18 protein-coding genes are annotated in these 18,053 nt (G+C 43.5%); 4 read left to right on the top strand and 14 right to left on the bottom strand.

Going from position 1 to position 18,053, the window contains the following annotated elements:
- From LEP1GSC050_RS16960 to LEP1GSC050_RS16945, 4 genes are all read right to left on the bottom strand, one after another.
- On the bottom strand, positions 1–2,669 hold a 2,669-nt coding region (locus tag LEP1GSC050_RS16960), incomplete at its 3' end, for a TIGR04388 family protein (protein WP_020987195.1).
- Positions 2,670–2,885: 216 nt separating this feature from the next.
- Positions 2,886–3,350: a hypothetical protein gene (locus LEP1GSC050_RS16955; RefSeq protein WP_010568942.1), complete on the bottom strand. Its 465-nt coding sequence runs from the start codon at positions 3,348–3,350 to the stop codon at positions 2,886–2,888.
- Positions 3,351–3,456: 106 nt separating this feature from the next.
- Complete coding sequence (locus tag LEP1GSC050_RS16950; protein WP_010568941.1) at positions 3,457–4,179, bottom strand: MORN repeat-containing protein; 723 nt, start codon at positions 4,177–4,179, stop codon at positions 3,457–3,459.
- Entirely contained in the window at positions 4,176–4,874 is a 699-nt protein-coding gene (locus LEP1GSC050_RS16945; RefSeq protein ID WP_020987382.1) for a tetratricopeptide repeat protein, read from the bottom strand. Before LEP1GSC050_RS16945 ends, LEP1GSC050_RS16950 begins: the two co-directional genes overlap by 4 nt.
- 104 nt (positions 4,875–4,978) lie before the next feature.
- Here LEP1GSC050_RS16945 and LEP1GSC050_RS16940 point away from each other — a divergent pair, with 104 nt between their 5' ends.
- Positions 4,979–5,659 (top strand): hypothetical protein, encoded by a 681-nt coding sequence (locus tag LEP1GSC050_RS16940; protein WP_010568939.1) that lies wholly within the window; start codon positions 4,979–4,981, stop codon positions 5,657–5,659.
- A 10-nt stretch (positions 5,660–5,669) separates the two neighbouring features.
- Positions 5,670–6,281 carry a tetratricopeptide repeat protein gene (locus LEP1GSC050_RS16935; protein ID WP_010568938.1) on the top strand — a complete coding sequence of 204 codons (612 nt, stop codon included), beginning with the start codon at positions 5,670–5,672 and terminating at the stop codon, positions 6,279–6,281.
- Between the two features lie 40 nt (positions 6,282–6,321).
- On the opposite strand, the gene LEP1GSC050_RS16930 is transcribed toward LEP1GSC050_RS16935, so the two are convergent.
- The 9 genes from LEP1GSC050_RS16930 to LEP1GSC050_RS16885 all read right to left on the bottom strand — a co-directional run bounded on the left by LEP1GSC050_RS16930 (position 6,322) and on the right by LEP1GSC050_RS16885 (position 16,384).
- Positions 6,322–7,149: an Lp29 family lipoprotein gene (locus LEP1GSC050_RS16930; protein ID WP_010568937.1), complete on the bottom strand. Its 828-nt coding sequence runs from the start codon at positions 7,147–7,149 to the stop codon at positions 6,322–6,324.
- Between the two features lie 162 nt (positions 7,150–7,311).
- On the bottom strand, positions 7,312–8,274 hold the full coding sequence (locus LEP1GSC050_RS16925) for a PI-PLC domain-containing protein (RefSeq protein ID WP_010568936.1): 963 nt from the start codon (positions 8,272–8,274) through the stop codon (positions 7,312–7,314).
- A 500-nt stretch (positions 8,275–8,774) separates the two neighbouring features.
- Positions 8,775–9,488 (bottom strand): IS3 family transposase, encoded by a 714-nt coding sequence (locus LEP1GSC050_RS20885; protein WP_010568934.1) that lies wholly within the window; start codon positions 9,486–9,488, stop codon positions 8,775–8,777.
- Entirely contained in the window at positions 9,472–10,806 is a 1,335-nt protein-coding gene (locus LEP1GSC050_RS16910) for an N-acetylmuramoyl-L-alanine amidase (protein ID WP_040911833.1), read from the bottom strand. Before LEP1GSC050_RS16910 ends, LEP1GSC050_RS20885 begins: the two co-directional genes overlap by 17 nt.
- 223 nt (positions 10,807–11,029) lie before the next feature.
- A complete protein-coding gene (locus LEP1GSC050_RS16905) occupies positions 11,030–11,785 on the bottom strand; it encodes a hypothetical protein (RefSeq protein WP_010568932.1) in 756 nt (251 codons plus the stop codon).
- 57 nt (positions 11,786–11,842) lie between these two features.
- A complete protein-coding gene (locus LEP1GSC050_RS16900; RefSeq protein WP_010568931.1) occupies positions 11,843–12,526 on the bottom strand; it encodes an O-methyltransferase in 684 nt (227 codons plus the stop codon).
- A 27-nt stretch (positions 12,527–12,553) separates the two neighbouring features.
- A complete protein-coding gene (locus LEP1GSC050_RS16895) occupies positions 12,554–13,384 on the bottom strand; it encodes an MBL fold metallo-hydrolase (RefSeq protein ID WP_020987234.1) in 831 nt (276 codons plus the stop codon).
- A gap of 1 nt (position 13,385) precedes the next feature.
- A complete protein-coding gene (locus LEP1GSC050_RS16890) occupies positions 13,386–14,819 on the bottom strand; it encodes a M16 family metallopeptidase (protein ID WP_010568930.1) in 1,434 nt (477 codons plus the stop codon).
- Positions 14,816–16,384, bottom strand: a complete 1,569-nt coding sequence (locus LEP1GSC050_RS16885) for a M16 family metallopeptidase (RefSeq protein ID WP_010568929.1) — start codon at positions 16,382–16,384, stop codon at positions 14,816–14,818. The genes LEP1GSC050_RS16890 and LEP1GSC050_RS16885 overlap by 4 nt, the downstream gene beginning before the upstream one ends.
- Before the next feature lie 84 nt (positions 16,385–16,468).
- Here LEP1GSC050_RS16885 and LEP1GSC050_RS16880 point away from each other — a divergent pair, with 84 nt between their 5' ends.
- Together LEP1GSC050_RS16880 and LEP1GSC050_RS16875 are read left to right on the top strand one after the other, a co-directional pair.
- Positions 16,469–17,146, top strand: a complete 678-nt coding sequence (locus LEP1GSC050_RS16880) for a hypothetical protein (protein ID WP_084695329.1) — start codon at positions 16,469–16,471, stop codon at positions 17,144–17,146.
- 14 nt (positions 17,147–17,160) lie between these two features.
- Complete coding sequence (locus LEP1GSC050_RS16875) at positions 17,161–17,583, top strand: lipoprotein (RefSeq protein WP_010568927.1); 423 nt, start codon at positions 17,161–17,163, stop codon at positions 17,581–17,583.
- Between the two features lie 61 nt (positions 17,584–17,644).
- Here the strand turns inward: LEP1GSC050_RS16875 and mpl17 are convergent, their stop codons facing one another.
- The gene (gene mpl17 / locus LEP1GSC050_RS16870) at positions 17,645–18,040 is read right to left on the bottom strand and encodes a cell surface protein MPL17 (protein WP_010568926.1); all 396 of its coding nucleotides are present in this window, start codon (positions 18,038–18,040) and stop codon (positions 17,645–17,647) included.
- Positions 18,041–18,053: the final 13 nt, after the last annotated feature.

Raw genomic sequence — 18,053 nt, 5'->3', positions numbered from 1 at the left:
ACTCCGAACTGTCTCGCATACCCCGTTGCTGCCCCACTCGCCGCTCCTACAAGCGCTCCTTCCATTCCTCCGTTCTGGTAGCCTTGTACTGCTTGCAATGCTGCCTGCCCTACTGCCATCATCTCCGGGCCTGCTATAAAAGACGCTGCTATACTTGCTACTGTCACGAGTCCTGACGTGATCTCTTGTGTCCTAGCTTTTGCTTTTGCTTTCTTGTCTGCCTGCTTCTTTTCAAACCAGCTTACGAGTTGGCTTGCCATGTCAGGGCTCATCCCGGTTGCATTTGCAATCGCTGTAGCCATTGCAGCATTCACCTTATCCTGGATCTGGCCTTTAGCCCAGGACTCGAATGTCCCGCCTTGCAGCATTGCCTTCGCTAAGCTTTGTACATCCGATGCATAGCTTGCTGCCGATTGGGCCGCTGCTTGGAAGGCTAGATCGTTCTTCGCGTTTTGTGCATTCAGCGAGTTGATTTGCGTGTTTAAGGTTTTGATTGCTGTATTATACGATTTATGAAACGAATCTTCGTTCGTTCGATTCTCTGTAAGAACCGAGTTCGTATCCCAGTTTTGGAATAGATTTCCTCCACTCGCTATCTTAATCGTCGATGGAGCTCCTATATAAACGTTTTGGTTCGTTTTCGTCGCTTCGTAGTCGCTTGAGTTCGTTGCATCTCCGCCTGCTTTCAATTTAGCGTGGCCGTCTTCGATTGCTGTCGTATACGTTATATTCCCGTAGCTATCCACAACCGCGTTCTTACCAAGTGACGAGGCTATCTGGTTTACCGCATTTTGTTTCGTTGTTATCGCTTGTTCGTTCAGCCGGCTCTCTAACGCTACGTTACCTGCTCCAATCAACGATTGCTGGAATACGGTTAGTACGTTATTAAGGCTGGATGTATCTACGTTCGGCGCCGTCGTATCTGCATTCAGTACTGCGCTGGAATTAGGTAAGGAGATATTTGAAATATTAGGTATTTGTATTTGAACATGTCTAGACTCGTCGTCATCGTCTCCTCGATGAGTTTCGCCCGAGGAAGTGGAAGTTTGAGAACTCAGACTCGCAAGCCAACTCTGTTTCTGAGTATCTAAATTTGCCACTCCATCGCTGTACGAAGTTTGTAATTGTGCCTCATAGGCAACGGCCTGTGCATGCCAAGCAGCATATTGCGCTTGGTACGCGGACATTTGTCCTTCCCAATTACTAATCGAAGGACTAAGAGTATTCCATGTACCAAGCTCGGAATTTAAGTTAGATGCAAATCCGTTCCAAGCCTGTGCATTAGCGCCGGCTGTAAGGTCTTTGATTTGAAAATCGATCGAATAAGTGAGTTTATCTTCAGTAAAATAAGCAGTAACGGGTAAGAACACTCCAAACGCCCAAAGACCGGTCGCGCTAAAATCAAAGGCATTTAACCCAGAAGTCGAATAGCTTAAACCATCCCCGGAATGCCAAAGAGTGACAGGGAAAGGGGTATAATTGTTATTATATCCCGTGCTAGTGCCTACAAAATCAGCTCTGCTGATACCAACAATTTGAGTCTTCGTCGGATCATAGCCGTACGTTGAATACAAATAACTCAGCAAAGTAGCATCTTGAGAATTCTTTCCACCATCTATATAGGTCATAATTGCATTGATGGCAGAATTTGCAGATCGTACGCTATTCGCATAATTCACTACATCTTGGAAATTATTCAGTTGATAATCAGCAAAACCAACAGCTGAATTAGAATTTGTTAATGAATGCGGTAGGGATTGTTGGGTCCAATAATTGGAATTTTGCGTGGCTTGGGTCTCCTGTTGCTGTAGATATGCAGTCATCTGGGAGGCAAGCGTGGACAGAGAGGTTCCATTCTGAAGTCCCTGATCCAAGTTTGAGATCAAAGTCTGTAAATCCGTTCCGGATTGATTCATGGAGGACCAGTTCACCGAACCGTCGGCGTTGGTATTATAAAATAGCGCTGTATTCTGGAGAGAAGACGCCAATTGATTCACGGCCGTTTGAATATTGGATCGTACCGCATTTTCGTAATTTTGAAGCTGCTGGATATTCTGTTGGTATTGTGCATCCGTTTGGTTGATGGACGCCAGTTGGTTCTGATAGTTTTGTTGTAAAGATGTCAGAGAATCCGAAAAGTTCTGCAGTCCTTTATTAAGAGAACCTTGGAAATTGCTATCCGTGACGGCATTGGAAGGAAGATTCGAATTTTGCAGGCTCAACAAAAACGAATTCTGATCGTCCGCGACCTGGGTTTCGATCTGCGTCAGCCAAGCCTGTTCCGATTGGCTCGCCTGAGATTCTATCATTTTATTGATATAGGCTGCCGTGGCCGGATCACTCGCGTACTGAGTATTTACGTTTGCTTCTAAGGCCGCAATTTCTTGGTTTGCCAAGTTTTCCCAAGTCCCTTTCAGAACTCCGAATCCCTGGTTAACGATCGTATTCCAAGCATCGATCGAATGGGACTCATTCGCTAGGTCCACGTATTGATTGAAGTTCTGATTCGAAAGTTGAGGAGCGTTGAAATTCGGGACGTTAACCGGTTGAGAGTAGAGAATCGAAAGTGGGAAAAGAAGAACCCAAAGATAACTGAAAAGAATCGAAGCGGAAAAAAACTTTTGCCCCTTTTTAAATTTTAAAATGGAATATTTCTCTTTCTTTCTCATCAAACTACCCGGATTGCCTTGAAATAGCGTCTTAGTAGCTAACCTGGAAAGAAATTAGAATCCAGTCCATAAAAAAAGAACTGCCTGCCGCCCTTTTGTCACATTGGACTCAAAAAAGGAATAACCCGAAGGGAGTATCACTAAGGGGGTAAGAAGAGGAAAGAGAAGAAAAAGCGGCAGATAAGCCCACCGCTCTCTTACAAAGGTGACTAACGTTTAGTTAATAGATAAAGAATAGGAAGTGCCCGCATTCGGTACGCCTACAACGAAGCATCTATAGTTTCCTGCGTTAGTTGTCACGGAGCTATTCGAGTAGGGTGCGTTCACTGAAAATGCATCAAAATTCGAAACGGTATTATAATTAGTCCCATTTATTGTTATGTTCGATTTACCAATGGACAAGGAGTTTCCAGTCGCTCCTGAAGGAGTGGAACTAAAAGTAACTGTATCGGTAGTTCCACCAGTGCTAATATAGTAATAATAAAATGTTCCTGATGTCGACCCTCCAGTCACTGCGGCCCCACCTTTAGTCAAAGCAGTTGCTCCGATACAAGATGCCTTGTTTTGAGCCAATGCCACAGCCAAGAGAGAGGATTGATCGTCGCTTGAGGATTTCTTACATCCGCTAACAATTGTTAATAAAAGAATCGAGGAAAAAAGGATTCGGGAAAACGCTTTCATGAAAATGGAATCTCCTAAAGTACCGGGTTTCCCCGTACTTGCGAGAGTTAGTGCCTTGGTTGGTTTTTCGTCAATCCTGTTTTGGCTCAAAAAACGGGCCCGAGTGTTAGGAAGTTCTTTTTCCTTTGGAAGGTGCCGATTTCAATTGTCGGTCGTTCTCCCACAGACCCGAGTATATAAGCGATCCGTCCGAGTCCAGAAGTACCCCGAATCCGTGTCGCTTCCCCTCCTGCCATTCCCCAATATACCTGGTCTGATCCTCGTAAACGTACATTCCTTTTCCTTGATAGATGACTCCCTTTCGATACTCGCCGTCTAAGACCAGCTTCCCGTCGTTCAGGATCAACTTCCCTTTACCGGACGGCTCTCCTTTTTCCCACTGCCCGATGTACCTAACGCCGCCCTTCCAGCTAAAAGCCCCGAAGCCTTCTTTAACATTGGCCGAAAAATGCCCCTCGTAAACATCCCCGTTCGCATACGAATAGATCCCGTAACCGTTCTTCTTCCCCCAGGACCATTCGCCAAAGTACCTCTCTCCCTTTTGGCTCCGAAACTCTCCGTTCCCATGACCCTTTCGCAAAAGGAATTCTCCTTTATATTCGTTTCCGTCCGGATACGACATGACCCCTGTTCCGAACCAGCAACTTCCGCTCTTGCAAGTTCCGTTTGCGGAAGATAAAAAGAAGGGAACTACCACGATCGCAAACCAACCCAGGAACAGCAGTAATACGATCCATTGCGTCTTTTTGGAGTAAGGAATCGACCTGGCAAAAGCGTAAAATCTAGGAACCTGGATGGATTGCAAAAAATTAATAAAAGTTTTCTTCATTTTACTTTATCCGATTTTGCGGGAATCTCATAACCCAGGGCTCTCGCTTTTTCGGCGTATTTTTCCGCTCTAGCGGAAATTCCGATCACTCTAAAAACTTTTGACAACCTGTAGTTCGCAAAAGCCACCCGATCCGAATCTTCCGCGACTTTCAGATAGCTGCGCACAGCCTCGGACGGTTTGCCTAGCTTTTCCTCGATCAAACCCCGCAATATCCAAGCCTCCGTTTTTTCCGGATCGATTTCTAAAATGGAATTCACACCGAGTAAGATCTCGCTCGGATCTTCTCCTAAAATAAACCGGGTCCTAAACCACCAAATTCCCGAATTCAATCTACCTGGATTATTGGCAAAGTCCTCGCCGAAAATTTCCTTAGCCTTCTTAAAATCTTCCGAATAAAAATAACATTTCCCCAGCATCAATCGGGTGGAAAGATAATCCGGATCATCCTGATAAACCTTCTGGAATTCGCCGATCGCCGTATCCAATTTTTTTTCCTGAAAAAAAGCCGCACCGGACGCATAATGATCTTTCGTTTCTTTAGAAACCCCGCCGCAACCGACGTCGAGAAAGAAAACGCTCAAAAGAAAAAGTCCGTTTCGACGGAAAAGAAGGCGAGTGACGTCTTGAATAAAGGATCGCATCTGTCTCGGTTTATCCCCTTGGAACTGAAAGAATAGATAGAAAGTTTGCACAACCGAATCCCAGTCAAACAAAAAGAACTACCCAAAGTCTTATTTCACTCGACACGGAACTCCTCTCTCCTATTTTATTAAGGAAAAAATCATATAGGATTACTATGCGGATCGAAATCGTCGCTGCGATCAAAGAGAGACTGGCCAATCAGATCAACGAAATCCGGAATGTACTCCGGAAAAAAATCGACTTAGAGACCTGGATGGACGATCCACTGCGTTCCGGAATTGTTCGGTATTCCACTCTATTTGCGGTTACAAGTATCCTAAATGCGATAAATATACTGATCTACGTATATGTAAAGGATTTCAATCCCAACGCAACCATAGAAGGTCTATATGCGCAGAAAGAAATCGGCAGTATCGTCTACTTCTTCTCCCACTACCCGCAGAATATATTCGGGTTCGTGCTGCTCTGGGGAATGATGCCGATTCTGTTAGGCGCTTGTTGGTATGTTTCCTTTACGATCCTAAAAGGAAAAGGGGAAAACCCGTCTAAGCCGACGATCTTACTCTTATCCCTCAATACGCTACTGATTCCAATACTAGGCATCGCGGCCCAAGAAGTGTTCAGTCTCTTAAAATTCCCGTTTGTTGCAGGCAAAATCATCCCGCTAATCCTCACCTTCCTCTGGGCGGTCCTGACGCTTGGAACCTATATCGGAAGTTTACTCTATGCAATCCAAGGATTCCGAAAACAATTCGATCAGCCTACAGGCCGAGCCGCGGTCATCGCGCTTTCGCCCGCCGTCTTTGCCTTAATCGGATATGCACTTTTCTATTAGGAAACATTCCTTGAAATACATAAAAAATACCGCCGTATTCTCTCTCATAGCTCTAACCTTTCTACTTTGCGGACCCAAAGATCCGATCAAGCAGGCAATCGAAACCAATAAACAAGGAGCGGAGCTACTCCCGTCCAATCCCGAAAAAGCGCTCAACAAATTTCTGGAAGCCTCGGAACTGGACCCTAAACAAGCGGAGTACCGAACCAATGCCGGAATCGCCTACATGACGATGGACCGAAAAAAAGAGGCCCTAGAGAAATTCGGAGAAGCCGTCCAAATCGATTCCAAATATATGCAGGCGTACTACAACAGTGGTGTGATCTTGGAAAGCCTAGGTCGACACAAGGAAGCGATCCAAAACTATGAATCCGCACTAAAGCTGACCACGGACGACACACCCGAAATCATATACAATCTCGCCCTATCGAACGAAAACTCGGGACAAAAAGAGGACGCAATCGAATACTATTCCAAATTCGTAAAAATTGCACCCGCATCCTTTAAACCTGCGATCGAAGAGGCAAAAACTCGAATCCAAAAGCTCGGCGGAAAAAAGAATGCCGAAGCAAAAGAAACCAAACGAGTAAAATCAAAAAAAGCAAAAAGAAATAAGAATTAAAAACGAAAGAAAATAACGAAAAAACCCGAAAGATAAAAAACTATTCCGGCCTCCAGGCCCGATCCAACTCTTCCACATCCTTTTCCCAAGCGGGAGGATCGTAAGAAAATTCTTCAACGACCTTACTCCGATCGCTCGGAAAAACCCAAAGGGCGGAAATCGTCCAAAAAGAATTTTTCGTCTCCAGGTTCTTGACCACATTCAATTTGGAATCATAGACTCTAAAAAAAGAGTCGGTCTGTTTCTGCCAAACCGTAGGCAAGATACCCAGGCTAAGAAAACTGAAGGGAAAAGACACGGCAAACGAGACAGCGCCGACGAAAGTAGGCCGCCAAAACACCGGAGTAAAGAACCCGACAACAAAATAGTCCACGTTCCTCTTTTTTAACCGAAAAGATTTGGAACTAGCGTCCCAATCCAAAACCTCGCAAATATCGGGCAACGCGCCCGCCGCCAGATGTTTATACGAAAATTCTATAAAATCCTTAATATTCTCTTCCGGTATATTTTCTTCCCAAGTCGTGGAAGGAAATTTGGAAATCGGCTCTCCCCAAGAAAGCGGGGAAACAACCTGCGAAGACAACGGATATGCCGCCCTATGATCCGAAGGAACGTTTCTCCTACCCTTAAAAAAGGCCGACTTTAAATCGGTACCATATTTTTGGGAGATGACACTCTTGCAAGGAGAGTTGATCCAGCCGTCTAATTTCACTCCCACGGTAGAGGTCGAATAAGGATGAAAGCCGACTAAAGCGACTTTCTTCCTGGAATCAAGTCTCACTTTCGGAACGGGTTCGGACCCGACTAAATTAGCCGCCGTACAGGAAAAAACGAAAAAGAAAAGACCTAAAACAAGGAGAAAACGCATAGCCCGAGCATGACCACACACACGACAGTGTCCATAAAATTAAATAGCTTAACCTAAAACTAAATCGATCCATAATATGGTTTCATCGGAGCAGCCCTCTGCATGGATGTAAAGGTGATGGTAATCCAATAAGAAAGTTGGACTTACAGTAACTGTTTACTTCTACTTCTCAGCCACCATACGAATGATATCATTTGCTTGGATTATCGAGTCCATCAAATCGGTATTCGGGAGATTAAAAAAATCAACACTCATTAAATTCGTTCCATTTTTTAAAATTGGATCACTAGATAATTTTCTAATTACGCGAGTCGCCATTGGATTGACTTGACTTTCAGCCAACCCCCCAACATTTGTTGTCCAGATATTAAAATCGCATGATAGAAAGATTTTTTGATCGGAAGACCATATATTTGGGCTTTTCGAAAGATCATCTGCTCTTTTTGAAACAGCGTCAGTTATATTTTTCTCAACTATGTTCAATCTTTCGGAATCTAAAGGAGACCCAAACTGGGATTGTTCTGTAACCCATGTTCCTTGAACAAATTGGTTCCAGTCTAATGCCCAAGTTGGTCTACTGCCGTTAGCTTCGAGCTTGTTAAGTGATTTTGTAAAAAGTAAAACGCGCTGATTTGATTTCAAAAGATGCTCATATGTTATGTCCGGAGTTAATGGCTCATTAAATAAAAGTTCTCTAAATACATCCTGCGTCTTCCAGAGTACGTAATATTCTTGTTCGGCTGTTAGGTTTCCATTATCAGATCCCGAAAGAAATATTAATATGAATTCGTTCTCAGGCGTACAATTTGGTATTCTCATAGTGAGGAAAGCTTTCATTGAATATAAAGCGGCTTCGTATTGTTGACGCTCAATTTCATTTCCAATTGGAGGACAATTATCATTATGATGCATCACATACCAATTGTTTGATACGCGAACACGAATATCGAAGCAACGAATACCGCCCATAAGTTGCTCCAATATATTTCTCTCTTGGCACTTGACCATAATGGTATTTTGTCCATTATAACAACCAGAATTATGTGTTGCGAGAATTGGAATATTACCCAGTAATCTTTTCCTATAAACGTGATCGCCCATCCAAGTTGCATAGTTAAATGACATAGCTAACTCCCTTTTTAAGGAGACACCGTTATGCTATTAACTTTTTTCTGAAAGAAGAAATTATTTATTTTGTACGTTTTAATTTTATCTCTTTAAAATCACATTGAACAGTCAATACGTACTACTACGGAGAACTCTTGTGAACGCTGCGGCTTATACTGATTTCGATTCTTTTTGTCTCGGCTTCCATCGACTTCAGGATATCTTGAAATTTCGGAATTTCTTCGCGGTTATAATTTAAGCCATGACCCTTCTTCCTTCTATCGAAATCCGTAAAAAGTGAAATTATCTGCTCAGAATTATTCGAGCATTTCGGAACGAGGGACTTTCTCTATCCATTGGAACAAAATCTGTCACTTTTAAGATAGAAGGACTATAGCGAGACCCATCGGTTACCTTTGTAAAGAAATCAATAAAAATCATTTCGTCGACGCTTAGTATATTTGTAATCATTTTTGAGAAATATTTAAACTGGAGTTTCCCCGAAAAAACGGACATGGTCATGCAGTAATTTTTTCTCTGAACTCGACGGGGCTAAGATAACCTAAAGTCGAGTGTCGTCTCCTTCTGTTGTAATATCTTTCGATATAGTCGAACAGAAAATATTTCGCTTCCTTAATTGTGTTGAATTTTCTTCTATAAACTTCCTCTACTTTCGGAGTTTTAAAGAAAGATTCCATCGGAGCATTGTCGTAGCAGTTGCCTTTCCTACTCATGCTCTGAATAAATTCATTCGTATTTAACTCTTTTCTAAAGTCTTCACTGACATACTGGACTCCTCTATCAGAATGAAATATAATTCCTTTTGGCGATTTTCTCCTGATCAAAGCCCTTTTGAAAGCAGTAAGCAGGTGCCGAGTCTCAAGACTAGGTGCTATTTCCCATCCCATAATCTCTCTATTGAATAGATCCTTAATTACAAATAGATAATTCGCTTTTCCAGCGATAGGTATATACGTAATATTGGTGAGAATGTTTTTGGTGAGATCAGTGTAGTAGGATAGATTTAGATTAGGAAAGCGATTGTTGAAGAGGTCTTTAGCAGTGAGAGGCTTTAGATTAGAAAGGTTGTGAGGCAGGATTGATTTTGAGTTTCTTGGAGCAATGGACAAAGCGGAGGAGCCGAGAACTTTCCGAAGGAAAGGAAGCGCCTGGACCCGCGCTTGGCTTAGCCTGATGAGGAAGGAAGACTCGGAATCATTCTTCCCGGACAATCCTAAAATAATTACCGTCTTTCCAATTTTCGTATTTAGACCAAGATATTTTCTTTCCTTTGGGAATATAAGGAGAATCTAATGGTTTAGTCTTAATACCGTGAAACAAAGAGTAAATTCCGACCGCCAATGAGATCGCGACATCCTTTCTTCGCTTCGTCAGAATTTTCATATCTTTTTCTTTATCGATATAACCGATTTCAAGATATGCCGAAATAGCGTTGATGAAAGTGGGAAGACTATAAGTTGAAATATAAGGATCGTTGATCGGCCCGGGATGAGAAAGTTCGACTTCTTCCGTCGGTATGGAGCGAAGTCCGTATTGAACGAATCTCATCAGTTCGACGGCAGCAAAATTATTATCGCCTCCGAATCCTTCCGGCCCGTCTTCCCTCCTCCATAATTCAACCTGAGAACGTTCTCGATCCCAGAACGGACCTTTAGCGGAATACTCGGAGTGTTTTTTTGCATAGGGGCCAGGACCTCCTAGTTTAGCTCTCTCGATCCAGCCTGGCGAATCCGCATATTTCCAGGTCACCATATTTTGACGATAGCCTTCGAAGTTCGCGAGGTCGGATTTCTTTCCCGATTTATTGGGCCAGTAACCGTTGAAATAGATCCACGAATCGGCGACCGCGTTTTGTAAAGTTGACCATTCCATCTTAAATCGCATCCATTCCTTCCACGGCCCGTTCTCGAAGGATTTTGAAGAAGCTCCCTCCGAAATCTTTCTCAACGCATAGAACGTACGATAGGAAGGGGTAAGAACGGCAGCCATACCGCCGGGATGATCCTTCCAGCTAGGATTCAAATGCAAAGAGAGAACGAGATAGGGACGAGAAGCGTTGATTCTGGAGATTCGTCCGGATCGAATTTTACCCGACTTCTTGTCGGGGTAATCGTAAAGACGGTAATTGGCGTTCGGATCGGAAGATAAATCGACACCCTCTTCGGAGGCTGTCTCTTCTCGGGTTAAATCCGAATCGATTCGAATCCAAGGCAGGGAATCGTTCGTAAACCGCTTTGCATATCCTTGAAACGTATCGAAACCTTCCGAAGTTTTCGTAAGATCCAAAACTTCCTTCACTTCTTTGGCGAGCGCGAGAACAACCTCGCTTTCTCTTCGCCCCTTGGACTTCGCTCCCGCTTTGTAGGGTTCCAAATACTTCTGAGTAACAGGATCGTATTTATCACCGTGTTCTTCTTTAGGCTTAAGATCGAGACCGCCGTGCCCGGGATCGATTAAAATATTAAACGTTTTTTTCGGAACTTCCTGAGAAGAGAGAGAAGTTGTAAAAAAAATAATGATTAGAAAAATAGGAAATTTTTTGTCCACTTAAGGAAACGATTTTATCCCGACGGATTCGTGTAAAGCTTGTTACTCAACGAAAAAATGAAAGCAACTTCGACGGAAATCCGGGGAAATATTCCCCGGTTAAAACCATAACCTTACCCGCAAGTCTAAAGCGGTCGCAATAGTTCATACAGGAAAGCGATTCAGCTTAAATCACCATGCCTTCCGTCCTTTGTAAACGGGCGAATTAAAGTTTTGATTCGGAAAAAATCAGGTTTCGGTTATCGCTGAGATCCACCTTGTATTTTTCGCGGACCGTCTTACTCTCTTCTTCCGGTTTCAAGCGACTTAAGATAGAAATTCCGTATTCTTTCGCGAGACGAAGATGAATCAGGCTGTCTTTATACCGGGAATCTTTTCTCATTCTTTCGGCCTGGATATATTCGTAATATGCGATTTGCAGCTTGTGATGATTTTGGGAAATATCTCGACCCGCAACGCTCTTGGCTGCTTCAGCTGGACCTTGTTTTTGCTCTACCCCTACAATCGTGTCGGCGCATTCGCCTAAGAGCTGATCCACTTTCTGATTATAAAGATCGGAAAATTTTCCGTACAATTTATTAGTAGCGAGTTCGGTTTCTTTGGTTTTGCGACCCGAAACGACGTATTTTCTCATTAGGTAGAATTTATACGCTTCATTGTATTTTTTCCAAATGGAATCGAACTCTTCCTGAGATCCTTGCACTTGAGAACCGAAGTTTTTCACGACGATTTGTAGTGCGGCTAAATCGTGCTTCAGTTTAGTCTGAGTGGAATCCAAGGTTCTGGCATAATGAAATTCTTCCAAATAATCGCCCTGATATTTCGGATCATCCGCGACGCTTGCCAGTTCTGCCGTTTTTGAGTCGTTGCCTTGCGGTTTATTTTGTGCGATCACCCCGTAGGTAGTAACCAATAAAAATCCTAATACCGCGAGTTTCATAGGGAAAAAACTTTTTTTCATGCTATCGCCCCCTCGCGGCAATATAGCACATTCTGTTGACGTGTAACAAGCTTTTTACTAGTAAAAATCGATGCAGATTAGACCGTCTCCGACGGGGAACAGAGTATAAGGCAAGCCCGATTCTTTTAGGATCGCCCAGAATGAACGGATCGCCTGGTCGGAGGGGGCCTGGCGATTAGGATCTGCCGGCCTCCCATGCCAGAGCACATTATCAAATACGGCTCTAAGCCTTCTTCCCTTTCCGGAATCTCGAATCAATTTTAGAATTTCCGGATATCGAATCTTATCGCAATCGACAAATAGGAATTCCCTTTCGTCCGTCGTCGAAGATAAAAATCTTCTACAAGCCTCTAAGCATTCTCCGCGTAGGAGCTCCACTCGAGAGGAGCTGTCGGCCAACCGATCCAGATAGGATTGAGTCTTTTCCATAAATTGAATTTCTCGATCTACACTTTGGATTTTAGCGGTTTCATTTAAAGCTGAATAAATCCAAATCAAAGAGACTCCGTATCCCGTCCCTAATTCAAGGATTCTAACTGGAACCCAGGATGAGACGAGAAAGGCGAGTACCGCTCCCGAGGCCGGGGAAAGAACCGGAACCTTATCTCTGGAAGCGTTTTCTTCCAGATGATAGAGCCACGGATAAGGACGACGAACTAGATCGCGATCGATCCATTCCTCCAAGCCGTCTTTGTAAAGCGACAATCCTTTTTTATCCGGTTGTTTATTTGAATCAGACATATTCAAAATTTCTTTATTATACTACGCTCATTCAGGTAGAAAAAGATGAAATCGATCCCTCTCCGAAGCGGGAATTTTCTTAGCGATCACTTTCTTGATATAAGGTATCGGGTATCGTTTAGAGAAATGAATGAGTACGATTTTTTCGTTTTTGAAAGCCGACAAATTATGAAGAATTTCATCCAGATGAATATGCCCCCATTCTCTTGCCTTCGCGACATCCCGTTCTTCGTCGATATATGTGCATTCCAGAAAAATAACTTCAGACTCCGCAACATCCTTGTGAGTTAGCACGTATTCGATTTTTGTATCGCCGGAAAAACTAACGACCGGCTTCGAAATGATTTCGTCGATCGGTCCGGAAACTTTTTTTTTCTCGGCGAGCTCGGCGGAACCAAGTCCTTGAAATTCCGTTTTTAATTTTTTCTTACGTTCGTAAACGGTATAACCTTGAGAAACGACTCGATGGAATGTCCTCCAAGGTTTGAAGGTATGGTACGGATCTATCTCGACTTCTTCGCCTTCCGCAACTCCGAATAATTCGTATCGATAAGGAAAATCCTCTATCTTGGAATAAAGAGCCAAGATTTCGTGCAGAGGAGTTTCCAGCTCCTTCGGAACGTAAATTTTAGGAGGAGTGAGTTTACGCAAGGATCGTTGGGAAACATAATAAGGGATTCCCGCAGAGTGATCCAAATGAGCGTGAGTCAATAACAACTTACCGATATGAATCTTATTAGGATTCTGATGACCGATATCGAACATCAGATTTAAGTTCGGCATAATAATCGAAGTGCGGATTCCTCCTTCGGAAATTCCCTCGTAGGAATACCGCTTATGTTCGAAACGACTTTGCATCCTAAGGAACGGGGTCCTCTGGACCGATCACTTTCAAAGAGGGAAGATCCTGCTGGACCGATGTTTTCGGTCCCGAAACGATAGCAGTCAATCCGTCTCTACGGAAATACGTTTTTCCGACTTTTCGCAGATCTTCCAAACTCACCGCTTGAATTTTATCCCGATAAATACGAAGATAATCCTTAGGCATGCGGTGTTCCCTAAATCGAGCCTCATTTCTGAGAATTTCAAGAGAGTCCGTAAAAAGAAAAATAAATTTATTCAGAATCGCTTCTTTAGCGTTCTTTAATTCTTCTTCGGTTATTTTCGAGAATGTTTTATCGCTTAAAATTTCTCCCATTAAATCGTAAACTTCCATAGTAGTTTGCGATTTGGTTTGGGTCATGAAAAAAATCAAAGAATGGTCTTTTTCAAAAATAGGGTGACTAGACGAAGAATAAGCCAGCCCCTTATCCGAACGAATCCTGCTCATAAAATAGGAATTAAAGCCGCCTCCGCCTACGATATAGTTCAGAAGTTGGATCGCATAAAAATCGGGATGATTGTGCGCAGGTCCGACTCCCAAAAATAGGACTACATTTTGAGTGTTACCTTTGTCGACGATGAGATTCTTATATCCCACCGATTTTAAGTTCTTCTCAAGTTCCGTCTGCGACAACAATTCGGGGTCCTTCTTCGCTACTTCATTCGAATTAGGTAATACTTCGGCCAAAAAGCCCGGTACTTCCGATTCCCGCCATTCTCCGGTGACTAAAACCGATTTACGGGATTTTAAGACGACATTCTTATAATAGTCGGAAACTCCTTCCTCGGTCAATCCGTCCAAACGGGTTTGAGAAACGGAAGTGCCGCGAATTTTCCCTTTGTAGGCAAGCTCCATTGCCTTTCGCCCGGCAAGAGCGGCTATATTATCGTTTCTTCGTTTAATCTGCTCGCCTAATTGTAGTTTAGCGATCTCGAAAGCTTCCTGACCGAACTTAGGCTGTTTCAAAAACTCGGAAATTAAAGCCCTCGATTCTTTATCGTATCTAGTCAGCCAAGAAAATGTTAAGGTAACCGTCTCCAAGTCCGAATCGACACGCAAACGAGAACCGTATGATTCCCATACTTCCGCAAACGATTCCCCGGGGTGAGATTGAGTTCCTCCCTTCTTCCAAGCTTCGGGAAGGATTTCCGACAATTCGTATTTTATCTCGGGATAATAGGAAGGCCCGGCATAAAAGGATATTTCCAATGTGCGCAGCGGGAACTCCTCGTTAGGCAGAAATAGAACCCGAGTATTCGGATCCAATTGAATCTCTTTTATTTCCGGAAAATGAAATTCAAGAGGAGGAATCTTGACGTTCTTAACGAAATCGCCCGGCGCCGAATTCGTTCCGGCGGGCAAAACTAGGAAGACTAAAAGAATGAAAAAAGCCGATCGAGAGAATTTCATTTTTGTTCTCCCTCGGAGGTGATTAAATCACCGACCGTTAAATTTCGAGGCACGAAATATTTCTTAGCCACTCTTTTTATGTCTTCGGACGAGACTCTATCCAATTGAGAATAATCGTCGAAAATCGCGGCCCAGTTCCCGGCCAAGAGTTCGTAATATGTCAACACGTCCGCAAGCTTTCCGTTGCTATTCAATCCGCGAATATAGTCCGCAACGATCTGATTTTTTATTTTTAGGAGTTCTTCGTCGCTTACGGATTCGTTCTTCAAGGTTTCAATTTCCTCCAAGATCGAGGTTTCGATTTTATCAGGATCGGCGCCTCGGACGTTCGTTACGTAAATGGCAAATAGACTATCGTATCTTTCGCCGGGCTCGCCGGTCCAACAAGAGACTTTCTGGGCCAATTTTTCCCTTAGGACAAGTCGCTTATACAATCGGCCCGTCTCACCTTGAGTCAATATCGCGTCGATCAAATCTAAAACCGGTCGATCGATATGCGGAGGCGCCGGCGTCAGCCAACCCATTACTTTCATCGGTCCTGAAGAATGCCGAACGCTTACCCTGCGCGTGTCATGATCGTAAGTTTCTTTCTGACGAATCGGCTGCGCGGGACTTCCGTCCGGAATATCCTCGAAGTATTTTCGAACCAGTGCTTCCGCCGCTGCGAAATCGAGATCACCAACGATCGCGATCGCCATGTTACCGGGACGATAGTTTCTCCGGAAAAAATCCTCCGTTTTGTCGATATCCAAGAACGGAAGATTCGATTCGTAACCGATTACCGGCATGCGGTAAGGATGCTTTTCAAATGCCGCTCCCAAGAACTTCTCCCGTAAAATTCCGAGTCCTTGGTTATCGACCCGCATTCTTCTTTCTTCAAGAACGACATCCCTTTCCGTATAATATTCTCTTAATATAGGATTTTTGAGCCGATCCGATTCCAATTTTGCCCATATTTCCAGTCGATTCGAAGGAAGTAAAATTTGATAATTCGTGACGTCGTCCGTCGTATAAGCGTTAAAGCCGGTTCCTCCATTCTTATCATAGATATAGGAATCCTCGTTAGAAACGACGAATCTTCGATGAAAATCCAAAAGACTCTTGAACCTAGTCTCTAAAACGGCTTTTTCCTTTATAAAATCTTCCGGAATCGCTTCCTTATTTTGAATATATTCTCTTTCTTTAATACGATAGGAATCCAACCGTTTTCCCCAGACGCGAATTTGCTCCAGATAGATCTTTTCCTTTTCGTAATTATTCGTTCCTATATTTTTAGTCCCCTTAAAGAGCATATGCTCCAACAAATGCGCCGTACCCGCGATTTCCGGAGTTTCATCCACGGAGCCCACTAAGAATTTCGTATATACGGCAACGGTAGGAGATCCTTCCCGCTTCATTAAGAGCAGTCGAATTCCGTTCTTAAGAACGACTTTTCTGACTCTGGCTTCTAGGGATGTCCGAATGCGAGAAAATAGGTCTTCTTCTGCTTTCAAACCGGCAAAAGAGGAAATGAAAATGAGAGCTAAAAGAACCGTTCGTTTTGTTTTCGGGAAGGAGTTCCACATACCAACAGCATTTCCCCCGAAAGCGGTAATGTCGAGAAGTTCCGCGAAAAAATCCCGCTGGTTTTTCCAAAGGGATTTACTAAAATGGGAACTATGCTCCGTTGGATAACGGTCTTAATTAGCCTTACTTATATTGCATGTGAACCTGCTGATCCGGAGTTTCGTCGGAAAGCATGGGATAATGTATCAGATACGGGTTTTATTTCCCGTGAGTATTTTCAGGTAGTGGTTACGGTTCCGATTCCGAATCAAGAAAGACCGATTTTGGAATTGCGAGAAGAATGTCGTGCGAGGGCGCTCCGACGTAGGGACGAGATTACGATTCCTGTGATAGTAACACAACTTAGGGAAGAAAGAAAATATCTAAGAGGAACTGCCGAGCAAACGAGAGTTCCCGCGTATATTCCTCCGGCTCAACACCCTCAGGTCGGAGTAACTGGAGGCGCTGTTTCGCCTGGAATGGCGACGGCTTCGATAACTCCGAATCAAACTCAGACTCCGACAACCGCTTCCCAACCGGGAACTTCTGCTACGCCGGATCGGAACGACACTCAAAAAGAAATTGAAAAGAAAAAAAAAGAAAATGTAAATGCCGACTTTCTTGCTTATCGTGCGGCTTTTTCGTGGTTCTTGGATAAATTCTTCCTGTATAGGGAAGATTACACGGACCCGAAGCGATGTACTTTAGTTTACAGAATTGTCGAAGCTGATTTGTTAGAGCGAATTTTAGAATCCCCGATCACGAACCTGCCCATAAGATAAACTCTGGAGCCTCTATGCAAAGTAAAACTATTGCGATACTTACCCTACTAATCCTTTCACTCGTAGTTTGTAAAACTCCGAAAAAAGAAGACGCACCCGTCAGCGGAACAAAATCGGTAGTTCAGGAATCCGCTCCCGCCGAAGAGGATCAATTCGTCAAAGCTACCGAAGGGTTTATCAATTCTTCCACTTATCAGGTCGTCGTCTCTTCGCTGGAAGGTAGCGAACACGAAGCTCTTGAGCTGGCCCGGAAAAGAGCCTTAAACCTGTTTATTGCCGAAAAAGGCGACTTATTTAGACCTACCGACCGAAAGTTTCTGAAAGAGTTGGTGGAGATGAAAGGAAAAATCGTCAAAACTTCGAAGCCGATCAACGGAAAAACATATTATCTTTTTCATATTTCCCAACCCGATCTAAAGGTCGAATTGAAAAAGTAAGGCCTATTAGAAGCGGGCTCCGAACGCGAGAATCGATCGTATGAACCCGCTTTATCGAATTCTACTTTATTATTTCCTTTTGGACGATTTTTCCAGGAATACAAATGTTCCGGTTGTAATCGCAGTAAAAGATCTTGGCATGAATTTCGAGTTCGCCGGCGCCTTTTAGAGTAATCGCCATAGGATCCACCGATTCGAAATATTCTTTTTTCTTACTGGATGTTTTACCTTTTAATTTTAAGTCAGCCGACTCTACTTTCAGACCGGGTCCGGCGCTGACCGTTATTTTATGAGGTGCGTCTTTCTGGATTCCGAAATTAGACGGATGAACGATCTTCAAAAAATACGTCTCTCCGATTCCTTTTTCTAATTTGAATTTGACCGGACTTTCCTCTTCCGCGGTAACCCCGAAAGAAATTCCGAGCATAAGCGCTAAGACAAATAATTTCAATTTCATGCTAAATTAGACC

The organism is Leptospira broomii serovar Hurstbridge str. 5399 (assembly GCF_000243715.2).
Lineage (GTDB): Bacteria > Spirochaetota > Leptospiria > Leptospirales > Leptospiraceae > Leptospira_B > Leptospira_B broomii.
This window is presented reverse-complemented; position numbering and strand designations above follow the sequence as displayed.